Annotated in this window: 22 protein-coding genes and 2 pseudogenes; 14 read left to right on the top strand and 10 right to left on the bottom strand. The window is 50.3% G+C overall.

Going from position 1 to position 24,874, the window contains the following annotated elements; translation table 11 throughout:
• The first annotated feature begins 8 nt into the window (after positions 1-8).
• The 4 genes and pseudogenes from EHV07_RS13395 to EHV07_RS13380 all read left to right on the top strand — a co-directional run bounded on the left by EHV07_RS13395 (position 9) and on the right by EHV07_RS13380 (position 2,583).
• Positions 9-857 carry a head maturation protease, ClpP-related gene (locus EHV07_RS13395; protein WP_147198535.1) on the top strand — a complete coding sequence of 283 codons (849 nt, stop codon included), beginning with the start codon at positions 9-11 and terminating at the stop codon, positions 855-857.
• A 9-nt stretch (positions 858-866) separates the two neighbouring features.
• A pseudogene (locus EHV07_RS13390) lies at positions 867-1,460 on the top strand (phage major capsid protein); the annotation flags it as partial.
• Positions 1,461-1,492: 32 nt separating this feature from the next.
• Positions 1,493-2,272: a tail fiber domain-containing protein gene (locus EHV07_RS13385; RefSeq protein WP_147198534.1), complete on the top strand. Its 780-nt coding sequence runs from the start codon at positions 1,493-1,495 to the stop codon at positions 2,270-2,272.
• Between the two features lie 68 nt (positions 2,273-2,340).
• Positions 2,341-2,583 (top strand): DNA polymerase V, encoded by a 243-nt coding sequence (locus EHV07_RS13380; RefSeq protein WP_147198533.1) that lies wholly within the window; start codon positions 2,341-2,343, stop codon positions 2,581-2,583.
• 2,706 nt (positions 2,584-5,289) lie between these two features.
• Here EHV07_RS13380 and EHV07_RS13375 read toward each other — a convergent pair.
• Positions 5,290-5,847 (bottom strand): LexA family transcriptional regulator, encoded by a 558-nt coding sequence (locus EHV07_RS13375; RefSeq protein WP_254446243.1) that lies wholly within the window; start codon positions 5,845-5,847, stop codon positions 5,290-5,292.
• 370 nt (positions 5,848-6,217) lie between these two features.
• Between EHV07_RS13375 and EHV07_RS13370 the strand changes: the two genes are divergently transcribed.
• From EHV07_RS13370 to EHV07_RS13345, 6 genes and pseudogenes are all read left to right on the top strand, one after another.
• Positions 6,218-6,586 carry an antiterminator Q family protein gene (locus EHV07_RS13370; protein WP_147198532.1) on the top strand — a complete coding sequence of 123 codons (369 nt, stop codon included), beginning with the start codon at positions 6,218-6,220 and terminating at the stop codon, positions 6,584-6,586.
• A 237-nt stretch (positions 6,587-6,823) separates the two neighbouring features.
• Positions 6,824-7,291, top strand: a complete 468-nt coding sequence (locus EHV07_RS13365) for a glycoside hydrolase family protein (RefSeq protein ID WP_147198531.1) — start codon at positions 6,824-6,826, stop codon at positions 7,289-7,291.
• Positions 7,288-7,599: pseudogene (locus EHV07_RS13360) on the top strand (hypothetical protein); the annotation flags it as partial. The gene EHV07_RS13365 and the pseudogene EHV07_RS13360, both read left to right, overlap by 4 nt.
• A gap of 191 nt (positions 7,600-7,790) precedes the next feature.
• Positions 7,791-8,087, top strand: coding sequence for a hypothetical protein (locus tag EHV07_RS13355; RefSeq protein WP_147198530.1), 297 nt, complete (start codon positions 7,791-7,793; stop codon positions 8,085-8,087).
• 277 nt (positions 8,088-8,364) lie between these two features.
• Positions 8,365-10,116, top strand: coding sequence for a glycosyl hydrolase family 28-related protein (locus EHV07_RS13350; protein ID WP_147198529.1), 1,752 nt, complete (start codon positions 8,365-8,367; stop codon positions 10,114-10,116).
• Between the two features lie 135 nt (positions 10,117-10,251).
• The gene (locus EHV07_RS13345) at positions 10,252-10,518 is read left to right on the top strand and encodes a hypothetical protein (protein WP_147198528.1); all 267 of its coding nucleotides are present in this window, start codon (positions 10,252-10,254) and stop codon (positions 10,516-10,518) included.
• Between the two features lie 74 nt (positions 10,519-10,592).
• On the opposite strand, the gene EHV07_RS13340 is transcribed toward EHV07_RS13345, so the two are convergent.
• Both EHV07_RS13340 and EHV07_RS13335 read right to left on the bottom strand, forming a co-directional pair.
• The gene (locus EHV07_RS13340; RefSeq protein WP_147198527.1) at positions 10,593-11,975 is read right to left on the bottom strand and encodes a GGDEF domain-containing protein; all 1,383 of its coding nucleotides are present in this window, start codon (positions 11,973-11,975) and stop codon (positions 10,593-10,595) included.
• A 461-nt stretch (positions 11,976-12,436) separates the two neighbouring features.
• Entirely contained in the window at positions 12,437-12,760 is a 324-nt protein-coding gene (locus EHV07_RS13335; protein ID WP_147198526.1) for a DUF6388 family protein, read from the bottom strand.
• Positions 12,761-12,907: 147 nt separating this feature from the next.
• On the opposite strand from EHV07_RS13335, the gene yedD reads away from it, so the two are divergent.
• Positions 12,908-13,381: a lipoprotein YedD gene (gene yedD / locus EHV07_RS13330; RefSeq protein ID WP_147198525.1), complete on the top strand. Its 474-nt coding sequence runs from the start codon at positions 12,908-12,910 to the stop codon at positions 13,379-13,381.
• A gap of 114 nt (positions 13,382-13,495) precedes the next feature.
• Here yedD and EHV07_RS13325 read toward each other — a convergent pair whose 3' ends face one another.
• From EHV07_RS13325 to fliD, 7 genes are all read right to left on the bottom strand, one after another.
• The gene (locus EHV07_RS13325; RefSeq protein WP_147198524.1) at positions 13,496-13,930 is read right to left on the bottom strand and encodes a Shiga toxin A subunit; all 435 of its coding nucleotides are present in this window, start codon (positions 13,928-13,930) and stop codon (positions 13,496-13,498) included.
• A gap of 4 nt (positions 13,931-13,934) precedes the next feature.
• The gene (locus EHV07_RS13320; protein WP_147198523.1) at positions 13,935-14,300 is read right to left on the bottom strand and encodes a tlde1 domain-containing protein; all 366 of its coding nucleotides are present in this window, start codon (positions 14,298-14,300) and stop codon (positions 13,935-13,937) included.
• Positions 14,300-14,791: a type VI secretion system tube protein TssD gene (locus EHV07_RS13315; RefSeq protein WP_147198522.1), complete on the bottom strand. Its 492-nt coding sequence runs from the start codon at positions 14,789-14,791 to the stop codon at positions 14,300-14,302. Before EHV07_RS13315 ends, EHV07_RS13320 begins: the two co-directional genes overlap by 1 nt.
• 280 nt (positions 14,792-15,071) lie before the next feature.
• Entirely contained in the window at positions 15,072-16,553 is a 1,482-nt protein-coding gene (amyA, locus tag EHV07_RS13310) for an alpha-amylase (protein WP_147198521.1), read from the bottom strand.
• A gap of 148 nt (positions 16,554-16,701) precedes the next feature.
• Entirely contained in the window at positions 16,702-17,058 is a 357-nt protein-coding gene (fliT, locus tag EHV07_RS13305) for a flagella biosynthesis regulatory protein FliT (protein WP_147198520.1), read from the bottom strand.
• Positions 17,058-17,465 carry a flagellar export chaperone FliS gene (fliS, locus tag EHV07_RS13300; protein WP_147198519.1) on the bottom strand — a complete coding sequence of 136 codons (408 nt, stop codon included), beginning with the start codon at positions 17,463-17,465 and terminating at the stop codon, positions 17,058-17,060. Before fliS ends, fliT begins: the two co-directional genes overlap by 1 nt.
• A gap of 15 nt (positions 17,466-17,480) precedes the next feature.
• Positions 17,481-18,923, bottom strand: coding sequence for a flagellar filament capping protein FliD (fliD, locus tag EHV07_RS13295; protein WP_147198518.1), 1,443 nt, complete (start codon positions 18,921-18,923; stop codon positions 17,481-17,483).
• Positions 18,924-19,293: 370 nt separating this feature from the next.
• On the opposite strand from fliD, the gene EHV07_RS13290 reads away from it, so the two are divergent.
• The 3 genes from EHV07_RS13290 to EHV07_RS13280 all read left to right on the top strand — a co-directional run bounded on the left by EHV07_RS13290 (position 19,294) and on the right by EHV07_RS13280 (position 24,778).
• Entirely contained in the window at positions 19,294-20,103 is an 810-nt protein-coding gene (locus tag EHV07_RS13290; protein ID WP_147198517.1) for a flagellin, read from the top strand.
• A gap of 83 nt (positions 20,104-20,186) precedes the next feature.
• Positions 20,187-23,831, top strand: a complete 3,645-nt coding sequence (locus EHV07_RS13285) for a glycosyltransferase (RefSeq protein ID WP_168199627.1) — start codon at positions 20,187-20,189, stop codon at positions 23,829-23,831.
• Positions 23,832-23,959: 128 nt separating this feature from the next.
• Positions 23,960-24,778, top strand: coding sequence for a glycosyltransferase family 2 protein (locus EHV07_RS13280; protein WP_147198515.1), 819 nt, complete (start codon positions 23,960-23,962; stop codon positions 24,776-24,778).
• Positions 24,779-24,874: the final 96 nt, after the last annotated feature.

Raw genomic sequence — 24,874 nt, 5'->3', positions numbered from 1 at the left:
CTAATCCCATGACACTGAAAAGCCTTCCGGAAGCACCGGCGGGGCGGCCTTCTGCACTCTCAAAACGGGATTTGCCGTCCGCCGCAATGGAACGCTGGAACGGCGGCATCAGGGCCGCGAACGCTGACGACAACAGCATTTCTGTTTTCGACGTGATCGGCGCCGACTACTGGGGCGACGGCATAACGGCCAGCCGCATTGCCGGTGCGCTTCGCTCGATGAACGGCGCGGACGTCACCGTCAATATCAACTCGCCGGGCGGCGATATGTTTGAAGGCCTGGCGATTTATAACCTGCTGCGCGAGTACAAGGGCAAAGTCACCGTCAAGGTGATGGGGCTGGCAGCATCTGCGGCTTCCATCATCGCGATGGCCGGTGACGATGTACAAATCGGGCGCGGTGCCTTCCTGATGATCCACAACTGCTGGGTTTATGCGATGGGCAACCGTCACGACCTGGCGCAAGTCGCAGCGGATATGGAGCCTTTCGATAAGGCGATGGGCGATATCTATTCAGCGCGCACGGGCCTCAGCATAGAGGACGTGGCCGCAATGATGGACGGCGAAACCTATATCGGCGGCAGCGATGCGGTGGATAAAGGGTTTGCCGATCGCCTGCTTTCCGCTGATGAAATCGCGGACGACGACGACAGTCCGGCCGCCGCGCTGCGCAAGCTTGACGCGCTGTTAGCAAAGACCGACACGCCGCGATCCGAGCGTAGAAAACTGCTTAAAGCTTTATCCGGCAGCAAGCCAGGCGCTGCTGCCGTTCCTGAAGGTATGCCGGGCGCTACCGACGAAATCAATCCTGAAAATATTACACAACTTCAAAACGCGCTGGCCGCGTTCGGCAAATAAGGAATCACCATGTCAGATGTAAATGAGTTACTGAAAAAAGTCTCCGCGAAGCTGGTAGAAGTATCCGGTACCTTCAGTCAGAAGGCGGAAGACGCGCTGAAAGAAGCTAAAAACTCCGGCCAGCTCTCTGCCCAGACCAAGGACGCCGTGGACAAGATTGCCACCGAGTTCAACGCACTGAACGAGGCGAATAAAACGCTGAAGGCTTCCCTGGGCGAGCTTGAGCAGCACGTCGCCAACATGCCGCTGGCAAACGCGAAAAAGGTCGTCGAGTCCGTGGGCCATACCGTGATCAGTTCTGAAGCACTGAAGGCATTTGCCGCCAGTGTGGAGGGCGGCAAGCGCGTCAGCGTGCCGGTTAATGCCGCGCTACTGTCAACCGGCGTTGCCGACGGCGTGGTTGAGCCTCAGCGCCAGCCGGGTATCGACACCGCGCCAAAACAGCGCCTGTTTATCCGCGACCTGATTGCACCGGGCCGTACCAGCGCGCCGGCCATTTTCTGGGTACAGCAGACCGGCTTTACCAATAAGGCCGCCGTAGTGCCGGAAGGCACGACCAAGCCGTACAGCGATATCGAATTCGCCACGCAGATCACGCCGGTACGGTATCAAATGGCTTGCGCATTGGCACAAGCTTGCAAGTAGATGATGGAGTAAATATTGATGGTGTACAGACTGTCGCAGCGCAGACAGTAAGGGGCTACACGTACTATCCAGCATCTACTACCTACCTGGGCGGAAGCAACGGGGCCAGTCAAGGTTTGCATTTCAGATGGAATGAAGATTCGACTTTTTCAGGAGCAGGTTCCTTGATCGTCAACCCGGGGCTGGGAAATGGCGGCTTCAGGATGCGCTTTATTAACAAGGAGAATACTGCAAATACGGGAGTTGTCAGTTTTACACGAACAGGCGGAATACAAGCCTCTGACTATATTATGTCGCCAAATCAGCTGTGGTCCTTGAACGGCAGGGTTAAAATGTTTACGGCAGTAGCTACAGGATATCTTGAGCTAAATATAGACGGCGGTTCTTACGGGATTAATATTTTCGCATCTGACGAAAGATTAAAAAGTAATATCGAAGATGCAGATAAGCAGGTCGCATATGAAGCAGTGAAAAATGTAAGGCTGCGTTCTTTCAACCTTAAAACGTTTGCAGAAACGGAGGGGGATGGCGATAAATGGGAGTTTGGATTCATTGCACAAGAAGCACGTGAGCATTTAAAAGGCTCAGTGATCACAGACAAATTATCTTATCTTCAGGTCGACCCATTAGCGCTTTGTGGATATTTAATCGGCACTGTGCAAGTTTTACAGGATAAAGTAGAAGCCCTGGAGTCAAAAGTTGAAGCTACTGAAGTGAATATTTCTGAATTACTGAGGCGCATGAAAGCCATTGACGGGCTCGACGCCTGACCCTTCCGGCAGTTGCCACCGCGCCGCCACCTCAATCACTGTATATAAAGACAGTAAATGGAGAATGTATGGCACGCAGAGATGATATCGGTACAGCTTACCGCGAAAGCATTATTATCAGCCCGCTGGGAAGGCGGACGGTTACAACAGTGGACTTTGTCAGGACTCTGGCGAAGTACAATCACATCTGTACGCTTAAAGAAGCCAACATCTGGATTGAGCACTACCAGGAAAGCTTCAAAGACGTTTCTACGGAAGAAGGCGAGCGCCGGACGTTTCAGTTATTCAACCCCAATAACGGGGAGTTATGACGGGGTTCTCTTCACCAGCCACACATTACGTCGGGTCGCGCCTCGACTCGAATGGCTGTTCATCCATCACCCTTCCGCAACGTTCCACGTCAACCACGATGGCCTGAACTATATAGTTGACTCATCTCTAAAGCGTGGTTAAGGAGATGAATTTGATATGAGCCTTTCGGGCAGGTGGCGATCGGAAAAATTTTAGGTGATGCGATAATTAATCCTATCGGGGAAGCACTGGAAGATTCTTTGTTGGATGAGGTGATTGTCCGCGGAGTGGTCATAGTGACGGTGATATCAGTAGTGAATGACAGGCGACCGTTTTAACAATGGTTAGCGCATTTTAAAAAAGCCCGCACAAGGCGGGCTGTGTTTGCTGTCTGACAGTCTTTTTTTTGCCCGAGGGCTGGTTTCCCTGATGTTATATTATGTTATCGGCATCATTCGTTTAGCCTTGAGGGCCCGCCAAAAAAAGCCCGCAGGGGGCCGCGGGCCAAAAAGTAAGAGGTTATCACTCATTGGTTCTTCTTCGTACACTTTAAATTTATGCATAAATCTGTTTGAATTTTGTGCTATAGATCATTTTTCCCTGTACTTAAGAATAGTCTCAAGCTTTTGTAGTGAAGAAAAATATGTCCAGAGGGCGGGCGCTCATTACGCCAGATGATAAAGCAATAGAGGGCGGTATGATGGATGAGATTACCGTACTGGGTGTGGTGATAATGACGGTTATGTCAGTATGGGATGATAGGCGATCGTTTTAACATTAGCGCGTATGTCAAAAAAAGCCCGCAACAGGCGGGCGGATCTATGGCTGGTATAGAACTAAGTCTAACAAATTTATAAACAGAACATTCTCAGAACCACACTACGTATGTGTGTAGCCAGGAGAATATAGCCTATAACAGGCTCAGTAATTGTAAGGATTTAGCAAGTATTCAAGAAACAAGACAAAACGCCAATGATTTGGTTTAGATTGAAAAAAATCCGGCGTAGGGCCGGAAAATTTAGCAGATGAACAAAGAAATTCGTGGTGGATAATACGCCAGGCGACAGTAACTTAGCTAAAAAAATAAAGCAATTAAAATGCTTGAGTTAGAGAGGCCAACTTCGCTGTCGATCGGGATGCCGTACCTGTTGAGCCTGAATAGCATCAGAAGGCGGCCAGAAGACTTTGAGGACGATTTTAAGCTTATATGATGTGGATAGCATGGTTACATGCGCCCCAACCCACAGAGCATCTCACAAGCTTAATTTTGAAGTAGCACACCTGTAGCACAAAAAAATACCGCAAAGCAGCTTAAACCAACTTAACGGCTGGCTCCTGCCTTGCGGTATATCTCTGTTAAAACCTGAACCAGCCTGAATCAGCCTAACTATATGAAACCATAGTCCATTATGATGAATATGCAGGTGTAGTAAACGCAACGCGCTATCTGAGTGACCCATTTGGCTGGCGAGGCGTTTATCCAGCGCCAGCAGATGGGGGACCAACAGGTGGGATCGGTCCGATCTCTGCTTTTCATTACGCCATGACATTCCTCCCTCTTATAGGTTTTAGCAGGGAAGTGCATATCTGCATGCCAGTGCTTGCCAGTGGCAGGGGAGAAAAGTTTACAGCAGGTGAGGTAACTCATTGTTGAAATAGGCGAGAAAAACCAGACAAGCAGCTCTCAGAGTGTTAGGTTGGTCGCTCGAAACATTTTTTTGAAGGTAAAAACTATAAATATTAAATTCAAATGTCCGGCATGCCACGGATGTCAGTACCGCTTCTCAATCTATAACATCACGCCTAAAAACCCCCATGGAGCCAACTGCATTTTTTGCAGATCTTCTATGACGGTAAGCTACAAAGTCATCGCAGGCTGATATCCAGCCAGTTTTGGCCCGGGTTTGTTCCTGACAGCGATCGCCTCTACCCTACAAACAGACCGATCGCTTCCCCATTCTGACATCCTCTCCTGACTCCCCATTCCGCAGCCTCTCGCTGTGGGCATTCCTGCATCTCAAAACTGCCCAACCCTCGCAGATTCGTACGAAAGGCTGGGCTATCGTGACTTTCCGCTGGAAAAAACTTGATCGACCCTGGAAAAAAATAATACTGTATATGCATCCAGTATTAATTAAAGGAAATGGTGGTTATGGTTATTTATGCAGCGCTTTTAAAACTCCTGGACTGCACCCTGACAACACCCGGGCAACCCGGCGGGCCAGCTGCTTTTCTTGTTCAAGCAGAGCAAGGGCTTGCGCGCGGCGCGCTTTATAACGGCTCTTACAGGTACCGTTAGGCTGATGTTTTTTCCAGATGATAGTGGTCATAAAACCCCCGGGCAGGAGCAATTTAGTAGGATTTCCAGCCGCTTGAATTGCCGCAGACTGATACGTTAGCGTCAGAAATTTGTCCGACATTAAAAACAATAGCCATAGTTATTATTAATATCAATAGGTATTGGCGCTATAACTTTTGTTATTAACGTAATCTATTGTTTTAAAAGGATTAATTATTTTCTTAACGCTTTTTTTACGCTTTATTCTGGCGATGTTATTAAAAGCTTTACTAATCTATTCAGTTGAATCAATGCGCCAAAGCCTCTGCGCAGATTAACTGTTACAGAGGGCGGGTTTTCGCGAGGATAAGCTGATGATATCTGTGCTGCACAGAGTGTCTGGAGGGCGTTACAAGGAAACCATTCTGCCAGGGCAGGATGTCAGTACTTATCGCCTTAAATCACGAATCAAAAAGATTGCAACGCCAATCAGTTCTGACTCTTCCGACAACTCCACGGCGGGGAGTCGGGGGTCGTCGACGGTTAAAAAACCATTGGAGGGACCTTCAAGATAGCGGTAGACAGAGATGCGTGAATTTACCCTGGCCATCACCAAATCTCCAGATTCAGGTGGTACGTCAGTATCAATGATAATAATGCTGCCTGCGGTAGCCTCTGAACAGCCGCTATTCCTGTCCAGAATGTAGGCGCGCCAGGTTCTCTTCGCCTTTACACCATTGGGTGCAGAGACTATCTCTCCTGTTTTGCCTTCCGGCCCCCAAACAGGGATAGTAGTACCACTCTTTACTTTTTCCACAGCGCTGAGGGAGGATGCTCCACGCATCTCTCCTTCGCCGCTGGCCAGCCATTGCACGTTGACATCCAAAGCCCTGGCGATATCAACAAGTTTGCGAGACCCCTCAGCCTCGCCTTTAGTCAGACGCCAGATCGTAGGTTGTGATACGCCCGATGCTTTAGCTAAAGCACCCTGGGTGATTCCCATCATGGACATAGCCATGTTCAGTCGGTAGGCGAGTGTATTCGGTTTCATATACCAGAATTTATAGCGACGCGTATTTTTCGTCAAACACGCTTTGCTATTGCCATGTTTAATAACCTTTGCTATTAATTAAGGTGTGCTGATACTCAAGCGGATAAAAAATCATTCTCTCAGGCTATCAGCAACCCGCTCTTTATCAATCTGGCCGCCCAGTCTAATCGCTGGCAACCCTTTACCAGGAGAAAGCGTAACGGTGCTGACTTTTTCAGCACGTTGCGCGAAATCAGTACCGTTTTGAAATTAGCAGGTGTTAAAGAAAAGTGCCGTAAAGTTCTTGCATCCTGTGCTTCAATTACTGTGTAAGGGGGAACATACAATGCGCAACATTAAACGTTTACTGGAAATGTGGGGCGGCTGGGCGGCGACAGAACAGAGCGGTGTCAGTTATTCTCACATCGCGGCTGGCTTTCGGGGTTTAATCACTTCAGCGCCTTCCAATCGACCCATCTGTAGTGATAACGACGGCATGATCCTCGACAGCTGCATCAGCAGATTGAAGATTGATCATCCGGAAGAACATGCGTTACTGGTTGCCCATTATCATTATCGAATTTCACTCCGTTCGATTGCCCGCCGACGACATTGTGCTGACGGCACCATTCGAAAAGATCTGCAAACAGCGGAAGGATTTGTCGAAGGGGTGCTGAGCGCGCTGGATATTGAGCTTGAATGTGAAAATAATTAATTCTCCCAGCTAATCAGTAAATCTTTTTAAATTCAATAAGAAAAAAATCAGGCAATTGCTTATTTTAACTATCGATTGATAATTTTTCTAAAAAAAGTGGCTGCGTACGCAAATTCAGTTCTAGTGTGTTAGAAAGGAAATTTAGACCGCCAGGATTAAGGCGCTATTCATTTTCACCGGGGAACCTTTCAAATTTAAATTCCGCAGTTGCGGTTATTACGATGACAGGGGTGAGAAATGAGTAAGATAATTGATATATTAGCTTTTGAAGAAGGTTATAAAGAAAAACCATATATTGACACAGAAGGTTATCCAACAATAGGTTGCGGGATCTTAATAGGACCAAAAGATACGCCGTTGTCTCATTATCAATTCAGCCTGCCCAGAAGCGTAGGAAACGTCTGGATGCAGCAGTTACTGGATGAAAAAGTTAAACAAATTAATAACCGACCTGTGCTGGTGGCAGCATTGAAACAGTGCAATTCCGTCCGGACCGATGTGCTTTACAGCATGGCTTATCAACTTGGCGTTGACGGTCTGGCCGCTTTTAAAAATACGCTTTTAATGATCGCCAACGGTAATTTCGAAGGGGCAGCAGAAGGTATGCTGAGTAGTCTTTGGGCGAAGCAAACCCCGGCACGAGCTAAACGTCACGCTCAGGCGATGCGTAGCGGAACTTATGATGCATGGCAGGGGGTTATATGAGATTCATTATTTTTATTCTGTTTGTGCTCGCAGTGATATTTATCGTCTGGCGGATAAGCCGGGGCGGAAAAATTGAGATTGTTGCTCATGCCAGACTGCTGTTTAAAACCTGGTCTGTCTGGTTAGCTTCTGCGGGGTCGGCAGTAGGTGCGTGGGTGCAGTCATTTCCTGATTCGGCATCAAATGCCTGGGAAGGGCTTCCTGAAGATGTTAAGTCTTTTATTCCACAGCATTTTCTCGGATTAGGCGCGGCATTTATGGTGGCAATGGCAGTTATTGCGCAATTTATCCGGCAGAAAAAATTAGTGAAGGAGCTGCCAGCGGTAATCGCGGCGGCACCCATAGCGGCACCAAAAGCAGTAACCACGGCGGCACCCATAACGGCGCCAGCGGCGGCACCAAAGGCAGTCCCAACAGGGAGCTCCACTCCGCCGCCAGAAGGCTCCACTCCACCGCCTGCGGCGGAGCCGCCTCAGCCGCCAACCACGGGAGATAAATCATGAATACGCTTTTAAATTTATTTGGTGGCAGCTGGCATATCGTTGCCGGTATCGGCGTCGCGGTGGCAGCAGTGGCTGCCAGCTGGTTCGGCGGAAAAAAAACCGGCAAGGTGCAGGAAAGAGCACGCTCAGATGTCAAAGCCGCAAAACTTGAATCCGCACAGATTTCTGCCGTAGCCGAGAAGCAGGCAAAAAATATCGAGGAGGCGAAAAATGTTCAGACCACTAATAATGCTCTTACTGACGACGACGCTCGCAATAAGCTGCGCCAGTCGGGATTCAACAACGAACAATAGTCCGAAATTAATCGCCGATTCATCTTGTACGCTTTTTTTTCCAATCCGAACCTACGGTCAGGATTGGAAGTTAATGGACATCAGGACGGTAAAGGAAATCAATGTGCATAATGACATGTGGAATAAAGTCTGCGCATCCAATAAGGATAAAGTGAAATAACCACATCTATGGAAGGGGTGGTGTATAAAAATAAAGGATGATCCAAATAAGATAAATTCCCTTAATAATTTAATTAATGATGGCAATTTGCATGTGCTTATTGTCGCGGAGGTTATTATGATTGAAGTTAACTCTTTTGCTGAACTGAAAACGACTGCGCCAACGAAAACAGGCGATCTTGCCAAGCTGCGTCGTTATTATAATAACGATAACTATTATCGTGGAGGCGGTGATTTCGTAGGGTATGTTACCACTACGCCCCCTGCTGATAATGGCGGTACTATTGCCGTGGGTAGCGGCTTTTACTGGCGGCGTGTGGTCGACGATCCGGCGGAAGTTCATCTGTTCCACTTCGGCGCAAGAGGGGATGGCGTAACGGACGACACCACCGCGGTGAAGAACTGTCTGACCTGGGCGCAGAACTATAACACCAGTATGCGCGATATCGCCGTGCGTTTCCCAGCGGGTAACTTCCTGGTGAAACCGATTGATATTTCAGCAACTGAAATCCCGTTCTTCTACATTTATGGGGATCACAACCCCCATGGCGGCATTCCCCGCACCACGATTGTTTCCGATAAATCAACATCGCCGGTGTTCAAGGTTAAGGCTCGCCGAACCACCATTGAAGGGATTGCCTGGAACGGTCAGACCTCGGCAGATATCAACACCAACAAAGGGGCTATCACCGCGTCGATGTGTTCCAACGTGCAGCCGTTCTTTGAAAATACCATCGTTGCGGGACAATCCGTGCTGATTGACGGTTTCCGCGCTAACAACTGTGGTGGTACGGTAATCAAGCTGCTGGATACGCTGGATACTAAATTTAACCAGATTTATACCACGACGACCTACGGCAGGGTATTTGATGTGGGCTGGTCAGGTACAGCGAAAGGCGTTTGGGATCACTCCACTGCCGTTGAGTTAACCAATGCTAACTTCCAGTACAGCTACGGTGATGCCTGCTTGTATATGCCGCGTGTGACTCAGGGCGTGATCCACAACGTATGGATCGAGCATTCACGTTTCCCCGGTAACTTAAGTGAGGGGCAGTGGATTGTCGATGCGCTGAGCGTGGAAGACTGTCCTAACCCGCTGGATATGACCAACAGTCGCGTGCAGCTGCGCCAGATTAACCTGCAGTCCGGCAGTAACCTGAACCTGAATTATGATGACGCAAATAAATGGCTGTCCATTTATGAGTATGGCTGGCGTCGTGAGGAGAACTACGGTATCTCGCTGAACGGTTCGATTCGCCCAGGCTGGTACTCAGGCTATCGCGTAACGAACAACACCAGCAGTGATAAGTGGTTCAAGCTGGGTAAAATCAACTTCCCGAAAGATAACCTGCAGTGGATCTTTGAAATTGTTGGCAAGCGCAGCACGGAAGCGCTGAACGTTACGGCCGGGAACCCGACCACTTCGACCGGTTCCTGCATGACCTGGCTGAACGTCTCCCGCTGTTGGGATGGCATTTACGGCGATATCCAACACAAGGGGCTGCCATCCGTACTGGACGTTAAACTGAACCGCCTGGGTATCACCTATGCTGAAGTCTTTATTCAGGTGAAAGCCAACAGCGGTGATACCTCATTCAGCCTGAAGGCAACCGGTCCAAGTCGCTTTGATTCAGGTGAGTGCTGCTTCTTCCTGCCAAGCCTGACAGAAGTAACGGATACCAGTACGTTAGGAACCACGGCGGTGAACGCCCGCATGAGCCTGCATAACGGACTTGCAGGTGTAGGAGCTAACGAGAAAGGCGTGCTGACGGTGGCCACCACCACTGCAACAGCACCTTCGACCACGACGCCGGCAGGCTATGTCACGGTCAATATTAACGGTACAGACCGTAAAATTGCTTACTTTTAGCCAGTAATATGGCTTTAGCCGCCAGCAATGGCGGCTTTTTTTTGTATTTGTGGGGTTAAAAAAGTGTTAATGAACTTCTCGCTATGCGCAGGGTCACACTAATGAGTACTTTTTTAACTCTAAAAGGATCAAGGCATGAGCGATAACGAAGAACGCAAATCTCCGACCGAACATTTACGTGATGTGACATCGCAGTTAAAAGAAATGCGCCACTATGCACAATCCAATACAGAAACGCTTTCAACCCACTGGCTGGCGTTCGATCAGGGGGAATACAAACATCAGGCGTTTGCCGAACGCATCAACGATCTGCTGACCCAGCAGGGCGGGCTGCTTGATGAGCTGGATAAAACTATCCAGGATATTGAGATCGAAGCTAACCGCATTGATAACGAAGCCTGACGTCCATCTCCTGTCCCTTATCAGGGGCAGGATCCTCCTCCCCCCGTTTGGACCCACATCAGGCACAACCATCGTTACACCACAAACTCAGGACAAACGCGGTTTCTGCCGCTGCTCTTGGCAATATAAAGCTGCTCATCTGCAATTTTAATCGATTCGTCCAGGCTGGTGGCATCAATAATATTGAGCGTACTGATGCCGATGCTGACCGTTACGCTAAGATCCTGGTCGTTAAAAATGATGCTGTGCTGCTCAATACTTTGCCGCAGTCTGTCGGCCAACAGCCAGGCACGGGGCAAGGAAATCCCTTCGATTAACACCAAAAATTCCTCGCCACCCATCCGGCTGACAATCGCGGTTTGCAGAAGTGTCTGGCGGATACGCTCGGCCGTTTTTGCCAGCACATAATCACCTGCTGCATGACCCCAGGTATCGTTGATACTTTTAAACCGATCGATATCAATAACAAACGCAGCGCCATAAAAAGCGTTTTCCCGCCGCGCCGCCATAGCATCCAGTTGCGCTGCCAGTCCACTGCGCGTGAGCGCGCCGGTAAGAAAATCATAATCAGCACGTCGGGTGATACGCGCAATGAGCTTTTTATTGGCCGTGCTGCTAAGCGCCACAATCAGTGGGCTGATGGTCATTGCCGCCACGCCCAGCCGTGCCGATGCCAGACTGTCGATCATAAAAAAATCATCTTTGCCCTGAATGGTCTGAATGTTGCCGGCAACCAGAATAATTTCGGCAATTCCTGTTAACAGCGTCAGTACGCAACTGATAAACAGCGGATAACGGATGGCGCACCAGAGCAGGGCAGGCAGAGGGAAAATCAGGCTGCCGCCGCCCCCAACATAAATTCCGACGGCCAGTGAAACCACCAGCAATGCCAGCGGCATTAGCGAGCTTTCCTGTAGATCTTTACTTAGCTGGCGCAGCTCGTCGCTGCGGGGCACGGTAATCACCACCGGTAGCAGCAGGATGGAGGTGGACAACTGCTCGCAAAACCACGAGATCCAGCCTTTCATCAGATCGTCATGAAAGTAGTGCTGACTGGCCGTTGCGCCAAGAGCCGCGCAGACGGCTGCCCCCAGAAGCGAGGCGGGGAAAACGCGGTTTAGTGCCTGGAGCCGCCGCGGATAAGGACTAAAGTAGCGGGATAAAACGACGGCCATTCCCGTGATAATAAACGAAAGATTAGCCGCGTCCATGCCCAGCGAGGCGTTCAGCGGTGTGCCGAACATCACGTCGGCTATTACCATCGCAGCATAGATTGCCGGAAAAGTCAGGGGGGTGGAAAGCTGTGGAAAACGGACCAGCAAACCCAGCAGGAAAGCGTTACAAGGCCAGAACAGCGAGAGGGCGGCATTGGTACGGCAATATAAACCCAGCGTGGCTAAAAGTAAGGTGATGATAAAAAGAAAAAGGACCTGGTTTTTGTATTGGCTTAATGGCATTTCTGTTGCTCAAGTTTTATTCAGGGCAATGCTGGCAGGAAGCGACGCTGACAAGACAGAGGCTGGCTGCGGGCCGGAACAGGCTTAACGGTGTTTTAAGTGCAACTGTTTGAACCATAAAGAGGCGCACGGCCGTTCATCAAGCCGTAACAAATTTTTTTTTACGTGTTTAGCGCGCGTAAAGAATAACTTTGTGAATCGTTAAATTCAATCGTTCGGAAGGTTAATTAACCTTAACTAAGGCGCGTTAAACCGATCGAAAAATCGGAAAATTCACTCTTAAAATTTCCAGTTAACTCGGTGTTTATTGCGGCCAGTTTTGGTTAGGCCGGATTCTTGTTTAAAAAGGTCCTAAAAACTTCAGGGAAAGTTGTGGGGATCGCGGCAGGTGAGGGGAAAAAAATAACCGGAATGATTAGCGCCAGCCTTCGCCGACGCAGCTATGAGTTACCGACAGGGCATCAGAGTTCGTTTTTAATACAAAACGCTTCCCAGGTCATTCCCAGCGCAGCGGCATGTTCACGCAGGTAGGCTTCGATGGCCTGAGCAGCAACTTCTTTATCCGGTTCGGCCAGCTGGATAGCGAACAGCATGCCATCCAGCTTTTTCTCGCGGGTAAACGCCGCGTAAGCGCGATCGGTTTGCATCCGCTGCAGTTGCGGCAGGCTCAGGCCCATCTTTGCCGCATCTTCTTCACTTAGCGTTGCAATACCTGATTTGATGTCGGGGTGGGCTTCAAGGAACAGGGCGGTGGCAGCGGTGTAATACTCTTCGATAGTTTTCATAATCAGTCCAACAAAAAATAATGCGCGCTAGTGTATACGGACGCGAACGAATGAGCACCTCTTTGTCTGCACCTCAGAGGGTCAGGCTTGAATTATACTGGCAAAAGGTTATAACGTACCGCCTGGTCGAGGAGTCGGGAATTGAAAATGAAAAAGTGGATTTTAGCGGGTGCTGTTGCGCTGGCAGGCTGTGCGCAGATACCGAATTACCAGAGCGCGGTAAAAACAGCGCCGCCAGCAAACCTGGTGGGCAACTGGCAGACGATGGGGCCGCAAAAAGGTCTGGTGAGCAAAGACGCTATCGCCAGCCTGATTATCACCGCTCAGGGCGACACGCTTGACTGCCGTGAGTGGCAGCGCGTCATTGCCAAGCCGGGTAAAGTCACCCAGTTTTCCGGGGACTGGGTGAATGTCAATAATGAGGTTCGCGTGATGCCGCTAACCCTAGAAGGCAATGAGCTGCATTATGACAAGCTGGTTTTGCAGCGAGTCCATCAGCCCACCGCCGGGTGTCAGAATGCGCTGGCACATGAAAATGACAAAGTGGTACAGGCCAAAAAAGCCGCTACCGCTAAAAGTAAAACGCATCATAAAGCGATGATGAAAAGCGAAAAGTTCTGATGTAAAAAAGCCACGTGCGGTAAAGCGCGTGGCTTTTGTTGTTCGGGCTTGATATTAATCTTCCCGTACTCTCCGGCCTTTAAAGAGGTATTATCGTGCCCGTTATTTTAATATTTAAAATTCGCGCGATAGCGTCAAATATCCATTTAAACGGATTGAACACTCATCATTATTCTGAAGGCTGGAAACGATGAAAACATTGCGCTGGCCTTTTTTATTCGTAAAAGTGTACTTCGCCGTAATACTTTTTGCCCCGTTTGTGTAATAGCTTTCGAAGAAGTCCTCTTTCTTCAGCTTGAGCCCGGTCTGTTTATTATAGTCAGTATCCGCCATTTGTTCAGCGAATAGTTTCGAAACCGGAAAAATATCCAACACCTCAACAGTAGTTTTTTTTTCATGCAGTGTAGTACGGTCAATATGTAAATCGTGCACAATGGCATCAGCTAAATCAAGATACACAGACGCGCCAACCTTAGCGCAACCAGTATCAACATTCGCCCATGAAAGTGCAGGAATGGCGATAAGGCTAATCATACAGATTATTTTCATTGTGCTATTCCACCGTGAGTGAACGATTGCCACTGGCAGCTATTGCTTTTCGCCCGGGCAAACCGAGAATGATGCAACCATCTGAAGCCTCGCCCGGATGCTTTGAACTTTCGCCGTGGATCATGAAGCCGTCGCGTCCGCACATGTGGTTAGAGGTGGCAGGGGTAAGGCGCATAGTCCATGCACGTGTTTTGGGGTGGTAGAAAGGATCGCCGATTGTATATTGACCGCGTGGAATCGGGCCTTTACTCTTTACACACTCATTTGCACTGTCATCTTTATAACCTGGTCTTCCAGAATATTTTGCAGAAAACTGGTAAGTATTATTGAGATAAAAACTTTTAGAATTGACGTTATAAATCCATCCCATTATGCGCTTTTCCTTGAGTTTCCTGAATCCGAGTAAATGATATTACCATCGATATAATGCCAGGTGATTTTCTCATAACTGAGATATACCGCCTCGAGATGATTATGTCGCGCAAAGGTAGGGTATTTTGTATCCAGCATGAAAGGTTCAATTTCGTTTACGCGTACGTTTTCGAGTGTGGTGGTAAAATACTGTGCTTCCTGATCGTTATCATTAATTTTGTAGAATTTTAGTTCGGCTTTTTTGAAATATTTCCCTGTTGTCACAGCCTGATAAAGATAAGGTGAGACGTTATCTGTTTCTTTGATAAGAGCATAATCACTGTGAATACGCCGGGATATTATTTCCCCCGTTTTGTCGTCAGTGGGTAAACTAACGGAATGCATCAGTTCAACAATCTCAATGCTACCTTCACGCTCATTAATATCGACAGAGCCTTTTACCTGGTTTCCTGCGTCGTCGGTAAGCCATAAATATACAGGTATAGCCATTTCTGAAAGTCCTTTTAATCGATAAGGGAATTCGAGTTTACTGGCTTAAATTGTTCGAAAAGTTGTCTGAGATCAATGTACTAATTCATCTTGCAAGAACTCAGGGCTGAAGTCAGAGACGCAACGAAGGAGAAAGCACCAGCATAAAGTGGTGAAGGCCTGAGTCCGGTAGAGTCCCGAACTCAGGTACTACGACGTTCCAACAACCTGCCTGATTAACTGTCCGACTTCATGCCGTCAATTCACCAGGGCGCGTGGCTTTTGTTGTTCGGGCTTGATATTAATCTTCCAGCACCCAGACGCTGACGCTGCCTGCATTACAGTGGAAGGTCGCGTTACCTTCCTCATCGGTAGTAATACGATCTTCGCGATGCTCCAGATAGTCCCGCCAGGTTTTGCCCGCCAGGCTTTCTCCCAGCTGAAGCGTTTTCTCCCCTTCATCACCGTTAGACATAATCACCACACACCCCGGATCTTCCTCGGTTCCACTACGGGCGAATGCTATGCAGTTAGGATGGTCAAACCATTCAGTTTGCACACCGTGAGCATACAGCTGGCGCGCGCGGATCAGCTTTTCCAAATCCTCAATAACCGGCATTTCAATCTGATGCTGCTCGCCATCGCCACCAAAATCTTCATAGCTGGCGCCAAACAGATCGGGATAGAAAACGGTGGGAACACCCTGTTCACGCAGCAGGATCAGCGCGTAGGCCAGCGGTTTGAACCAGGGCTCAACCGGCGCTTCGAGGGACTGTAAGGGCTGTGTGTCGTGATTTGCGACGATAGTCACCGCGTGCCAGTGATCGTGCTCTACCAGCGTATTGTTAAAGATGGTGGTAAGGTCGTAACTGGCCCCCTCGCGGGAAGCATGGTGGAAGTTCATTTGCAGGGGGGCATCAAACAGCATGGTTTTGCCTTCCACCTGATGAATATAGTTCTGCAATTTATCAATTTCATATGACCAGTATTCGGCCACGATAAACATCGGCTGTTCCGCAACTTCCTGAATATGGTCAATCCACTGCTTATAGAACCACGCCGGGATATGTTTGACCGCATCAAGGCGAAAACCCGTGCAGGGGATTTCGTTCATCATCCAGCGCGCCCAATACTTCAGCTCTTCCGTAACGGAACGGTTACGGAAGTCGATATTCGCCCCCATCAGGTAATCAAAATTCCCCAGTTCATCATCGACCTGTTCATTCCAGCCGTCGCCGGTATAGTCGTTAACGATTTTAAACACGCCGTTTTCGTCGGGGTTTTCGATCTGATCGACACCGTTAAAACAGCGATAATCCCAGACAAACTTCGAGTACTTGCCCGCACGCGCCGGAAAGTTAAACCGCGTCCAGGCATCTGCTTCGAACGCTTCCTCATCAATCTCTTCACGGTTTTCCGGGTTTGCCCGGTTGACCAGAATCCTTTCTTTTTCGTCGGCGCCCATTTTGTGGTTCACCACGACATCCATTACTACCCCAATCTGATGCTCTCTCAACGCATGAACCGCCGCCAGCAGCTGCGCCTTATCGCCATATTTCGTCGCCCGCGATCCTTTTTGATCGAACTCCCCCAGGTCAAAAAGATCGTAAGTGTCATAGCCCGGTGAGGCGGCTCCTGAACTGCCTTTATACGCAGGGGGCAGCCAGGCATCAGTAATGCCTGTCTCGGCCAGCCACTGCGCCCGTTCGGCGACTTCAGGCCACAGCTTGCCGCCTTGCGGATAGTACCAGTGAAAAAACTGCAACAAAGTGGGATTACGCATGTCCTTGCTCCAATATTCGACAGTGAGGAATTTGAAGTATTGACCAGGCGGTAAGAAAAGCGCGTGTCAGAGCGTAATTATTTTATGCCGCTCTGACACGGAGAGGAGTGTATAAAAATTCATACTAAAGAGAACGTTATCGTTTGGTTCAGCTTTGTGGGAAAAGGATCACCCCAGACATGCCGCCGTAAGCTTTATTCACGCTTTTCTGCCGGATTGTCTGACCGATCAGCGACGAAAGTTCTTCCTGCCGCGCCAGCAGCAGGCTTTTAACTTCTGCTTCATTATCAAGGATATGACGGAGGACGGGACGCAGCTGATGCTGGGCATTAGCCGGAACCGGGTACTGACGCGTGCATTCCGCCAGCTTTTCTACCGTATTGACATAATTGACTTCCATACTAATCAATTCGTCCCAACTGCCCTCGGTGGCCAGGCGCAACATGGACTGACTGAGTTCCAGTAATTGTTGGTAAAGCGCGAGCAGTGGCGGTGCTATTTTCATTAAACGGCATCCTGAAGGGCAGTGGTAGCAATAACCTCTTTCCAGGCATCAGCGATGTTACGCAGCAGATCTTCCACTTCCTGAACGGCAGCGACATCATTTTGCAAATTAGCCTGAAGGAGGCGTCGTGTCATATATTCGTACAGTGAAATCAGGTTGTCGGCCAGCTCGTCGCCGCTTTCATCGGCAATGCCTGCTTTCAGACCGTTTTCAATGATATTAATGGCTTTTGAGAGCGCATTGCCTTTGCCCTCGATCTGACCATCCTGAATAAACAGGCGTGCGCGAACCAGGGCGCTAAGCGCCCCGTCGAACAACAAAGTTGTTAACTGATGCTGGCTGGCACCCAGGACGCTGCTTTCAAGCCCTACCTTGCGGTAGAGCTGTGCCCCTGAACTTTTATACATGGACTCTCTCTCCGGTTAGCTATCTGACGATGAGAACTGTGATGTCAGATAGGTTGACGTGTTCGTCAGCGAGTTCACGAGCGTACTCAGGTTCGTAAACTGCGTTTTGTAACGCGCCATGGTTGCGTCAATCTGGTCACTCATCGTGTCGTAACGTGTGCCCAGCTCTTTCAGGGTGGCGTTAATGCCATCCTGCGCATTTTTAATGATGCCTTCTTTGCCCGTTGAGGTGCTCAGCATGGCTGTTAAGGTGCTGTCGAACTGGGTGGCGAAGCCGGTAGTCGAGCCATCACCGATAAAGAACTGGCTGACGGCCTGCGGGTTATTGGTCAGCGCGGCAGTCAGTTTCGTGTCATCTACCGTCAACGCGCCGGTTGAGCCATCGCTTTGCGTGCTGGGATCGATAGTGATGCCCATCTGCGCCAGAATCGAATAAGAACCGCTCTGCACTGTGGTCAGCATTGAGTTCATTTTGCTTTCAACCGCACGCACTGTCGCATCACCTAACAGCGCACCGTTGCTGCTCGACTGCGAAGTTCCTGCCGTCACGGCGGTATATTTCGTTACCGAAGCGATGGTTGATTTCAGCGAGTTATAAGCGGTCACAAACGCATTGATGGTTTTTTTAGTGTCATCAATTGAACGGGAAACCGTCAGGGTTTCACCGCTGGAGTCGGTGCTTGCTGCTTTCAGATTCAGCGTCACGCCGGTCAGGGCATCGCTGATGGTATTGCTACTGCGCTCAATAGCCACGCCGTTAACGCTGAGTTTGGCGTTTTGCGAAGCGGTTTGTACGGACATATTCTGCGTGCCGGTCGCGCTGGCATCGTAGCCAATTGCGCTTTGCAGCGTGTCATCACCGGTAACGCTGATGGTCATATCGCTGTCGGTGCCGGTGGTTTTAGAGCTGAGCATCAGGCGATAGTCGCCGCTGCTGGCCTTAATAATGCTGGCGCTGATGTTACCGGCGCTTTTATTGATCGCATCGGCAATGCCGGTGAGCGAAGTCTGGCTGTCGGTCAGCGTCAGCGTCAGCGGGGTGGACGATCCCCCCTGAGCAATGGTCAGGGTACGGCTGTTACCCGATGTCGTCGCGCCTAACGCGATGCTGTTGCTGCTGATAGAGCCAGAAATCAACGTCTGAGCTTTAGCAATTTGCGTTACGTTAACGCTGTAATCACCGGTTGACGCTGTCGCATCCGTGGTGGCCGTAAACGCAGTATTGGTACTGGTGACGGAAGTCGCACTGAACGCGGTTGTTTTGGTCAGCGCAGCCGTAGCTGTTTCCAGAGCCGCCATTGAACTCTGTAGCTTGCTGTAGGAGCTGAGCTTAGAGTTATAGGTGGTCTCCTGATCGGTAATCGCCGTTAGTTTGGTTTTTTCGGCGGTTTCTAAATTGGTATACAGCGTGTCCAGGTCGAGGCTGGTACCGACTCCGAGCGAGCTTACACTGGCCATGGGAAATCCTTAAGTGAGAAATGTACCAATGAGATATCGGCCAAAGAAGATAAAAGTTTATGCCGTTGTAAAAATTTTAATAGCCAGAACAGAAGCGGGATTTGCCAGTAATTACCGGGATCGTTTTATCTCTTCTTCTACTATTCTTAGGTTGTCGGCAAAGGGCGGATTAACGTGATTTTTCTTTTGCGGAATAATAGGCAGGTTGTTTTAATTGGCTGGAAATAAATTAAATTTCAATAAGTTAAATTAACAATAACTTTTTTTCTAAAGTTCAGATTAAGCCAACCGATAACATCAGTAACGGTGACAGATGCCGTGAGCGTGAAGGCTCAGCCTACTAAACCAACTGATTTTGAAGGAAACTATTATGTCCGTAATCAACACTAACATTATGTCTCTGACGACTCAGAACAACCTGAATAAATCACAGGCTTCTCTGAGCACCGCGATCGAGCGTCTTTCTTCCGGCCTGCGTATTAACAGCGCAAAAGATGATGCCGCTGGCGAAGCCATCGCTAACCGCATGAACTCGCAGATCAAAGGTCTGACTCAGGCGGCACGTAACGCTAACGACGGTATCTCTCTGACTCAGACAGCTGAAGGCTCTCTGAACGAAATGAACACCAACTTACAGCGTATTCGTGAACTGACTGTTCAGGCGAAAAACGGCACCAACAGCGCTGACGATATCGACTCAATCCAGAAAGAAGTTGACGCACGTCTGGCTGAAATCAACCGTATCGGTAAAGCAAGTACCTTTAACGGCACGGCAATCTTTGATACCACCGGCAGCGTAAGCATCCAGGTTGGCGCTAACGACGCTACCGACGCTAACGTCATCAGCATCGACCTGTCAGGTGCTGGCTTCCAGACCACTGGCCTGGGCGCGACTTTCGACGTCACCGGCGGCGACCTGTCTGACCTCGACGCGCGTATCAAAAATGTGGATACCGCACGTTCTGGTCTGGGTGCGATTCAGAACCGTTTCGAATCTACCATCAACAACCTGAACACCTCTGTGACCAACCTGACCGCGTCACAGTCTCGTATTCAGGATGCTGACTATGCAACTGAAGTTTCTAACATGTCGAAGGCGCAGATCCTTCAGCAGGCGGGTACCTCCGTGCTGTCAAAAGCCAACCAGGTTCCACAGGGCGTTCTGTCTCTGCTGCAGTAAGTTCTTCGGCACGTTTATCTCGACCCGGCCAAGGCCGGGTTTTTTTTGGATCCAGCCCACACACGATGGCGCGGAGAATACAGATGAAACGTCTCTTAATTACGATTGATAAGCTTAACCGGTTAACTGATACAGAAACGACCCTGATCGATCTGGTCGAACACTTCCATCATTTGGGCTGGCAGGTTGATTTAGTCACCCGCCTGATCGAAGGGAGCTATCTCAGACGTTTTAACGTCCTGCAAAAAAGCGGCAACGCTCAGTGTTTTACGGAAGATGAGCATCCGCTCGCCGCTCACTATGATTTAATCTGGATTTGTCAGGGTTACATGAGTCTGAAAATGATCTCAGCCCTGGAGAAAGGCGAAATATCTGGCGTTTGCGTATTCCAGCACTATTACGCGTATGCTGACCAGGATCTGCCGTATGGCGCAGCCCTGGAAAATAAACTGGCTGCCCGCAGCCTTGCCGTTTCCGCGATTTCCTACGCGAAACTCGCGCTGAAAGGGATTGACCAGCGCAAACTGCAAATATTTCCTCTTTCCATCGGTGACCGTTTTCACCAGGTCACGCCCGTGGTCGGTGTGCCTGAATTATCCCGTATCCTGTTGATCTCTGCCGAACAGAGTGAAGACGTTAACACGCTGCGCACGCTGCTGGCCGAACAGGGCATTAAGCTCGATCACATCAGCTCCACCCGTCGTGAAATTGAACTGACGCCAGAATTTCTCGCCGCTTATCAGGTGGTGATGGGGCATTCACGCAGTGTGGTGCAGGCGATGGCTGCGGGTATTCCGGCTTATATAACCGATACCGTCTATGGCGCAGGCTACGTTAATGATGAAACGCTGGACACCGCGCTCGACAGCCATTTCCTCGCCGATTACGGCGGTACGCCGCACCAAAGTCCGGCAGAGTGGGCTAAAGAGATCGTCGAACCTTTTGTCGATGCCTGGCACTGGGCGCAGGGCTACCGGGAAGAGGCGCTACAGCAATGGTCACTTACCAGCCTGATTGATGCGCTGCTGGCGCGTCTGCCCGCGGCCGATAAGCTTTCCATCAGCGCCGGTGAAGCCACCAGCCTGACGCTTCATCGTCGGGTGATTGCCAATGATGCGGAACAGTCGAAAATCCTGGAGAGCTGGCTGAAAACCCGTCTGCCTTCTGAGGCACGCATCAGCGTGCTGCTTTCCTTTATTAACCAGATGCCGGAAACGGGCAATATCGGCCTGGTGATTTTGGATGCTAACAACGACAGCGCCGCAGTGGAAACGACACGCGCTTCGCTGGTGGCACAGTATCTGCAACCCGCACTGGTTGAGGTGGTTAGCGGCGGCGACAGTCAGAAAGTGGCGGCACTCTTTAACGACACCCGCGCCAGCTCGCTGCTGCTGGTGACCGCCGGCACAGAATTAATGCCTCAGGCGCTGCTGGTATTTGCCGAACATTGTCTGCGTCAGCCCGATGCGGCGCTTTGGTATTGCGACAGCGTTAATGGCGAAACCCTGCTGACCGCAGAATCGCTGTTTAGACCCGATCTGAATATTGACCTGTTGCGTAGCGAACCTTATCTGGGTGAGCAGCTGTTAATCAACGTGGCCGCTGCAAAAGAAGTGGGCGGGTTTGATGGCCGTTATCAGCGACTCGGCGGCATCGATCTCGCATGGAAATTTATCGAAACCCGTGGCGCGCAGGCGGTGGGTCATATTGCCGATACGCTGATGTATGTTACGCAACCTTTCGCCGACTGGCTGAGCGAAGCGGATATTATTGCCGAAAGCCGGGCTGTCACCGAAGCACATCTGGCGCGCTGCGGCCTTGCCGCCGCCGTTGAAGCGGGCTTGCAGCCTGGACTGCAACGCGTTCGCTTTGAACACGCTTCACAGCCGCAGGTCTCCATCATTATCCCAACGCGCGATCGCCTGCCGTTACTGCGTCGCTGTATCGAAACCCTGATGGAAAAAACGCATTGGGTGAATTACGAATTACTGGTGGTGGATAACGGTTCGCAGGATCCGGCGGCGAGAGATTATCTGGCGCAGCTGGACGCGCTGGGCATTGAGCAAATCCGTATTCTGCGCTGGCCAGAAGCGTTCAACTTCTCCGCAATCAACAATTTTGCTGCCCAACAGGCCCGTGGCGAGCTGCTCCTGTTTTTGAACAACGATATTGAAGTCATCGACAGCCAGTGGCTGAGCGCGATGGTTGAGCACGGTATGCGCCCGGAAGTGGGCATTGTTGGCGCACGCCTCGAATTTCATGACGGGCGTATTCAGCATGCGGGCATGGTAGCCGGCGTTGGGCTTGGCGTGTCGCCGGTCTATGAAGGCGTAAAAGGCGACAACACCGGTTATATGCTGCGCCTTGATGCGATTTGTAACGTTACCGCGGTCAGCGCTTCCTGCATGATGGTTCGCAAAGAGGTGTTCACTGAATTAGGTGGGTTTAGCGATAGCGAATTCCCGGTTTACCTGGGCGACGTTGATTTTGCGCTGAAAGCGCGTCAGGCCGGCTATCTTACCGTCTGGACGCCGTATGCACGTCTGTTGCACATGGGCGGCGCGACCCGCGTCCTCGGCGAAGCGCTGGGCGTTGCATCGCACGTTGGCCCTGAAGTGTTTGATACGCTGCGTGAAAAATGGCGTGGGCAGTTAAGCGTGGATATCAGCTACAACCGTCAGCTGACCAAGGTTGGTGGGAATTTCCAGTTAGGCACGCGCCAGGGCCGTTATCAGCAGCCGCTGCCGGGCCGTCCTTTGCCGGTAATGATGGCCTGTCATAAAAACCTGACGGGCTGCGGTAACTATCGGGTGATCAAGCCGTTTAAAGCGCTGGAAGGGCAGCTGGTTCTGGAAGGTGGATTGACGCACGGCCTGCCTGCCGTAATGGAAGTCGCCGAGATCCAGCCGGATACCTTGCTGCTGGAGCTGGTCACGGATATCTCCATTCCTGAGCGTGTGAAGCAGTTCCGTCAGGTTAGCAATACGAAAATCATCATGGAATATGATGACTATATTCCTAATCTGCCGCTGAAAAACGGTTTCCGTCATGCGATACCGAAAGATATCGTTCGCCAGCTGCGTCGCTCAGTCGAGCAGGCGGACTGGCTGGTGGTGTCTACTCAGCCGCTGGCCGAAGCTTATGCGTCTTTCCATCACGATATTCGCGTGGCACAAAACCGCCTCGACGATCAGTGGGTCGGTCTGAACAGCCTGCGTCGTCAGGGTAAAAAGCCGCGTGTTGGCTGGGCGGGCGGCAGCAGTCATGCGGGCGATCTGGAGATCCTCTTGCCCTTTATGAAAGAGCTGGAGAACGAGGTGGAGTGGGTCTTCATGGGCATGAAGCCGCAAAACGTGAAGTGCGAATTCCATCTGGGCGTACCGTTCGAGTTCTATCCTGAAAAACTGGCGACGCTTAACCTGGATCTGGCGCTGGTGCCGCTGGAAATGAACCTGTTCAACGAGTGCAAAAGTAACCTGCGCCTGCTGGAACTGGGTGCCTGCGGCGTGCCGGTGATCTGTACCGACATTGAACCTTACCGTTGTGATTTACCGGTTTCGCGCGTAACTAACCGATATAAAGACTGGATGAATGCGATTCGTGAGCATCTGGCGGATATGGATGCGCTGGCGGCGCGCGGTGATGCGCTGCGCGAAGGCGTGTTCCGTGACTGGATGTTGCGCGACGAAGGGCTGCTGGACTGGCAGAGCGCCTGGCTACCACGGTAAGCCGGTTGGCTACCACGGTAAGCCGGTTGGCTACCAGGCTATACCGCTTTTCTTTAGTTAGTGGGCGGAAGGGGTTGCAGCCTTCCGCTGATGAGTTGAAACAAAGATCGAGATAGACGAGGTGTGGGATGTTTGAGGGTAAAAAAATTGGCGTAGGCATTGTGACCTACAACCGTAAACCCGGTTTGCTTAAACTTTATCAGTCGCTGCCTCGCGACATTATAGATACGCTGATTGTGGTGAATGACGGCGACTATTATCCAGAGCTGGCAACGCTGGACTGTCATTTACATCATAATGAGGTTAATCAGGGGGTGGGGCGCAGTAAAAATATTGCGTTGCGCTATCTGCAAGAGCAGCAGGTCGACCATTTCTTTTTGATTGAAGATGATATTTACGTTAAAAACCCGGCGGTTTTCGAACGCTATATTACGCTATCGGCACGCACCGGCGTTCAGCATTTCAACTTCAGCCAGCATGGCGATAAAAATATCACTGCTGATGGCCAGCCGCGTCCTCGCTACGTAATGAATTACGGTGATTTTTACATGCCGCTTTATCCCGCTTGCGTCGGCGCGTTTTGCTATTATTCTAAAGCCTGTCTTGAGAAGGCCGGACTGATGGATGAAATCTACTACAATGCGGTAGAACATCTGGATCATACCTACGGCATTATCAAAGCCGGACTTCACCCGTCTTATCACTATTTCCCGGATATTGAAAATTCAGGCGATTATTTGGGTGATGAGGGCTGGAGCCCGCAACAGTCTACCATTTCCGGCAAACTCTCTTCTCGCGCCATTAGCCTGGTTGCTGCGACGTATTTTAAAGAGAAGCATGGGTGCTTACCGCCGGAGTTTCCGGTGGTTTCGCATGACGCGGTTAAAAGAGAGCTAAATACGCTGAAAAGGCGTTTTGCTGTTGCCGTGCCGCATAGCGTTTGTTAAGCCTGAGGCCAGTCAGTGTTACCCGTGCGGCTGGCCTGTTATTTCACGATCAAAACACTTTTAATCCCTTCACCGCTTTTATCCGTAACAACGCTG

The organism is Pantoea sp. CCBC3-3-1 (genome assembly GCF_007981265.1).
In the GTDB taxonomy this organism is placed as follows: domain Bacteria; phylum Pseudomonadota; class Gammaproteobacteria; order Enterobacterales; family Enterobacteriaceae; genus Erwinia.
The sequence above is the reverse complement of the archived record's forward strand: the minus strand, read 5'-3'. Positions and strand labels throughout refer to the sequence as shown.